This window comes from Marinobacter xiaoshiensis (assembly GCF_031631795.1).
GTDB classification, from domain to species: domain Bacteria; phylum Pseudomonadota; class Gammaproteobacteria; order Pseudomonadales; family Oleiphilaceae; genus Marinobacter; species Marinobacter xiaoshiensis.
The window spans coordinates 1-5,139 of the sequence record NZ_JAVMBO010000019.1 but is presented as its reverse complement, the minus strand read 5'-3'; the positions used below and the strand labels follow the sequence as shown (position 1 = coordinate 5,139).

General features: G+C 51.0%; 6 protein-coding genes and 1 pseudogene. All 7 read right to left on the bottom strand.

Going from position 1 to position 5,139, the window contains the following annotated elements; all coding sequences use genetic code 11:
- Window positions 1–6: 6 nt before the first annotated feature.
- Window positions 7–408 carry a GFA family protein gene (locus RKA07_RS17925; protein ID WP_435404626.1) on the bottom strand — a complete coding sequence of 134 codons (402 nt, stop codon included), beginning with the start codon at window positions 406–408 and terminating at the stop codon, window positions 7–9.
- A gap of 139 nt (window positions 409–547) precedes the next feature.
- The gene (locus RKA07_RS17920; protein ID WP_310966996.1) at window positions 548–1,159 is read right to left on the bottom strand and encodes a hypothetical protein; all 612 of its coding nucleotides are present in this window, start codon (window positions 1,157–1,159) and stop codon (window positions 548–550) included.
- 994 nt (window positions 1,160–2,153) lie between these two features.
- Window positions 2,154–2,642 (bottom strand): contact-dependent growth inhibition system immunity protein, encoded by a 489-nt coding sequence (locus RKA07_RS17980; protein WP_353962149.1) that lies wholly within the window; start codon window positions 2,640–2,642, stop codon window positions 2,154–2,156.
- 126 nt (window positions 2,643–2,768) lie between these two features.
- A complete protein-coding gene (locus tag RKA07_RS17915; protein WP_310966995.1) occupies window positions 2,769–3,041 on the bottom strand; it encodes a hypothetical protein in 273 nt (90 codons plus the stop codon).
- A gap of 214 nt (window positions 3,042–3,255) precedes the next feature.
- On the bottom strand, window positions 3,256–3,666 hold the full coding sequence (locus RKA07_RS17910) for a hypothetical protein (protein WP_310966994.1): 411 nt from the start codon (window positions 3,664–3,666) through the stop codon (window positions 3,256–3,258).
- 484 nt (window positions 3,667–4,150) lie between these two features.
- Entirely contained in the window at window positions 4,151–4,687 is a 537-nt protein-coding gene (locus tag RKA07_RS17905) for a hypothetical protein (protein WP_310966993.1), read from the bottom strand.
- A 23-nt stretch (window positions 4,688–4,710) separates the two neighbouring features.
- Window positions 4,711–5,139, bottom strand: a pseudogene (locus tag RKA07_RS17900) (hypothetical protein); the annotation flags it as partial.

The following is a 5,139-nucleotide window of genomic DNA, read 5'->3' as shown; positions in this document are numbered from 1 at the left end:
GACTGGTTAAATGTCGTCACGCCATTCTCTGTGCTTGCGCACACCCTCGTACTCAAGCCATGGTGCGTCATGTGAAACCCAAATATGAGCCTCTGACCTCAATTCAGGATCAACGTCCAAAGTAGCGACCCGAACGATTACATGTGGCTGCGCCGGCCTCTCTGCCACCAAATGTGACCCACAGCATTTGCAAAAATAACGCAATTTCCCTGGCGAGGACTCGAACGTTGAAATGGAACTTGTACCCTTGAGCCAGCGGAAATTCTCGCGCTTTACGCCAGCCGTAGAGGCAAACGGAGCAGCGTGGGCTTTACGACAAGTTTGACAGTGGCAATGCACAATGGGCATATCCACAGAGTCTATTTCGTAACCTATCTCGCCACACAAACAGCTTCCCTTCAGCCCCATGAGAGATCTCCTTCTGTACATTTAACGCCCCGCTCACCCGCACATACTGTGGAGAGCGTTTTTGTGTAAAATGGCGCGCAGCGACACACAAAAACGAGCGTAGCAGTATGTGTCGGTGTGCAGCGGTTTGTTATGAGTTTTAAGTCCAATAGTCATGACCAATAGCTCCAGAAAGCTTCTCGATTAAGGCTGATACGTTTGGTATTAGCGCAGCAGCTTGTTCTCGAATTTCAGCACGGTCAAATTTCACTTGGCAATGAACTTCTTCGTAATCAGGGTCCCTTTCACGGGCATATATGAGGTTCTCTTTTGCCTCGATTTCGAGCTCCCAGCCTTGATCAGCATCCCAGTAAACCCCTCCGTCCTCAGTAGTGGTTAGGTTGTCTAAAACATTTTTACCTTCTCTGAATTTGTCATGCCAAGGAAAGCTAATTATAAAATCTGAGTTAAAGATAACTGGGCGATTCCAAAAGTGCGTGCTTTTTGATATGTCCTTTTTGTACTCTATGTATTTCTTTGATACGTCAAGGTAATGTTTCAGCAACTCTTCTTCATTACCAACTATGTCCGAAAAAAGAATAAAACTTCCCGACCTGTTAAGCTTTGGTTGATATAGTGGTACTCGCATTTCTTCGTATTGTTGGGGCGTAAATCCGTTCTCTGGCCCATAGTAAAAGTTTTCATTCGCCATAAAGCCAATATCTACTTTTACACTATTCTGCAATATTGCAGATTTTTTCCAGTCATCCATAGCACTTCGACCTACTTACTCATAACGCGAAGCTTAGCGGCGCCCTTGTAATGGAGGCGAAGCCGCAATGAAAAGGGCGTCCGGCGGCCATCGGCCGCGTACTACAGCGACTGGTTAGTGGCAGGTAATGACACTGCCTGTTCCCTGGCACTGACCTAGACGGCCTACTCCGTAACCCGGCACCGGCATGAGCCGATGCACTATGTTTGAAACACCGCCAACGATGCAGTGAATGAACCTGAACTCAAAGGTAGCAGATCCAGACCGAGTTTTCGGCGGTCAGCCCCACGGGGTGAACACCGAATTTTCCGCCACCACTGTAGATTGCTGGAGCAACCAAACCGGACGCGGATTTTGACGGCCTTGGTGCTCACCGGATTACGCGGGCTTGGCAACCAGGCCCAGCACCAAGGCCACTGGCACGCCGCAACCCAAAAGGACCGAAGCCACAGCCACTAACGCTGAGCTTAGCGGCGCCCTTGTAATGGAGGCGAAGCCGCAATGAAAAGGGCGTCCGGCGGCCATCGGCCGCGTACTACAGCGACTGGTTAGTGGCAGGTAATGACGCTGCCTGCTCCCTGGCACTGACCGTGACGGCCCACTCTGCAACTCGGCACTGGCATGAACCGATGCACTATGTTTGAAACACCGCCAACGGTGCGGTGAATGAACCTGAACTCAAAAGTAGCAGATCCAGACCGAGTTTTCGGCGGACAGCCCCACACGGCGAATACCGAAACCACTACCAACACCACCGGTTGCCGAAGCAACCAAACCGGACACAGATTCTGACGGCCTTGGTGCTGACCAATTTTGCGGGCTTGGCAACCTGGCCCGGCACCAAGGCCACTGGCACGCCGCAGCCAAAAGGACCGAGGCCCCAGCCACTAACGCCTTGCTTACCGGCCCAACGGAGCAGAGCAAGCTTGTGGTAAAGTTTGCGCAGCAAACCACAAGCTTGCGGCGCGTAGTTGGGTCCGAGTACAGCAACTTGTTATGCGAGTACTGCAGGAACGCATTTTTTTATCGCCTCTATAGCAAATTGCCCAAGGGTTAGACTATCTGACGAGGACGTCAAACTAAGCTTATGAGCTTCTCCGCGGCCCTCCCAGGCCGAACCTCTACGCTTTATATTCGGAGAAAACACGATTAATCCATCATGCTCCCGAACATTACAAAGAGCCATTTTTTGGAAAAGCTTCTGCTCGTTACTTATCTTTGTGTGGGCCAGCATAGTGGAAACCCATTGGCTCCAACGGGCATCAGATATTCTATATTCCTGCGCTTCTTCAATTGTCATGGTTCTGCTCGATTCCAGCGCTCGCCTAATCTCCTCGCCCAATAGACGTGCATCTACATCTAGGGGAAGAAAACAGTGAAAAGAATCTGGATCAGAGAACATCATTCTATAGCCAGACAATGATTCTATTATGAACATTCCTTTGATGGCTCGAATCGAGGCATTTTTACTTCCGTCTATCAAAATTAATCACCACAAGAATATTTCACAATCGCATAACGCCAGCGCACAACGGCGCCCTTGGAATGGAGGCGAAGCCGCAATGTAAAGGGCGTCCGGCGGCCACCGGCCGCGTATTGATGCGCCTTGTTAGCACTGCAGGGCATTGACCTGAACCACAGTCACATACGCCAGACGACCGCCGCGCCACCAAATACCTTTAGTACCAACTTTAAGCCGCTTATGGTGGTACTCACGGCGCTCATCCATTAACACCCACATGTTTGCATAGCCCTTTTTAGGGATATTTCCCGGCGTAGTATCACGAATGACTTTGCCGTGATCATCGAGTATCTCCGGCCAGATCATATGTACGCCCTCGGTTTGAGGATCGTCTCCGTCGTACAGAAAGTCCACCCTCATACCCTGACCAGGCTTCGCACTCTTAAGCTCATGGGCCAAGTTAATTTCATACTCAACTATGAAATCAGGTTTCCTTCCAGTCCTTTCTTCGTATGGTACGTGCTCATTCATATTGAGGTGCTAACGCCGAAGCACAGCGGCGACCTTGGAGTGGCGACGAAGGGGCCACGGAAAGGGCGTCCGGCGGCCATAGGCCGCGCACTGCTGCGCCTTGTTAATTGGATACCTCAATGTACCACTTGGGCTTCATGCGCCCGAAATCCCGGCGGACGTTCGATTTCAGTGCCTTTTTGGAGTCCAGCACCTTTGCCTCGCCGCCCTCTCTGACAAACACAACCCAATGCCAGAATGGTTTGCCCTGTTCCATACGCCATTTAATCGCCATAAGGGCCTTGTCTGGAAGGCACTCCCAAGACTCGAACGGTGTTTCTTTGGGCGACACCGAGATACCGAATGCCCGCAAAAGCTTCCGGACGTGCACAGTCTCCGACCAGAGCGACGTGTCTGCGGCGTAAATACCCAGAGCGTTTGCCTTACTCTTGGCCTCCGCATAGCCAATGCCTGCTAGAGCAGCGCTTGCAGCAATACCACAACCCGTTATTTCTTCCTGGATAACTGGTTCCATATCTCTACCAATTAACGCTTGCAGCATGCGCACCTGCGGAATGAAGCCGAAGGCGCAATGTAGTAGGTGTCGCCGTGCCTGCACTTGTTATGGTTTTGCGTTTACTGTGAATTCCGAACCACCGGCTGTGTAAGTTATCGCCTGAGACGATTTAGCCACGCATAATCCTGGAACCTTGTATCTCTCCATGCCCGCAAAACGAGGCGCACCTGCGGCATAAACATAGCCTCGCTCTATCTGGCCATCTTCAAGCTGAAGCTCTTCGGCTTGTCCACAACACGGAGATTTACACACTAAAACATCTATGTGTGACCAGTAGAAGTCCGCTAACTCAAGAATGCCCTTGACAGTAAATTTACCATCGCAGAGCCTGCAATTCTGTTCTTGGTGTATTTCCATAGTTTAAATCGAGCTAAACCCATAACGCCTTGGGGAAGCTACCGGTGCGGAGCGCAGCGTAGTACCGGTCAGCTTCACCCACTGGTTATGCATTGATGAGCTCCCGGTATTGTTCCGAGGGAAACTCGTGTTCAACCCACATTTCTTTGTATTTTTTCGGGCCGATGTTCTTATGGATTTTTGTCAGAACATCGGTTACCTGATCGACAAGGTGCTGCACCGTGGCCTCGCCCTTAAGCAAAACATCGTAATCTGATGAGGAGGTGAGCCCCCAACTCTGCCAATCTTTGAACCAGCGAGCCTCAAAGGCTATTTGGTTTTGATTTTTACTCACTACCAACTGTAGTTCTCCAGGCTCATCCATAAAGATTGCTTTCGCAGTCTTAGCCCCAGATCTCATTTCTATTGCAAGTTCTGCCAGATCCCGAAGGCTGTCATGCAAATAAGAAACGTCATTTACTATCTCCCCCTCACCACCAGAAATGGTGATTTGGGCCCACCCAGCATCTTCAACGATATAGGAGATAGATAGACTCAATTTCTTTACCTGCATAACGCCGAAGCACAGCGGCGACCTTGGAGTGGCGACGAAGGGGCCACGGAAAGGGCGTCCGGCGGCCATAGGCCGCGCACTGCTGCGCCTTGTTAATTGGATACCTCAATGTACCACTTGGGCTTCATGCGCCCGAAATCCCGGCGGACGTTCGATTTCAGTGCCTTTTTGGAGTCCAGCACCTTTGCCTCGCCGCCCTCTCTGACAAACACAACCCAATGCCAGAATGGTTTGCCCTGTTCCATACGCCATTTAATCGCCATAAGGGCCTTGTCTGGAAGGCACTCCCAAGACTCGAACGGTGTTTCTTTGGGCGACACCGAGATACCGAATGCCCGCAAAAGCTTCCGGACGTGCACAGTCTCCGACCAGAGCGACGTGTCTGCGGCGTAAATACCCAGAGCGTTTGCCTTACTCTTGGCCTCCGCATAGCCAATGCCTGCTAGAGCAGCGCTTGCAGCAATACCACAACCCGTTATTTCTTCCTGGATAACTGGTTCCATATCTCTACCAATTAACGC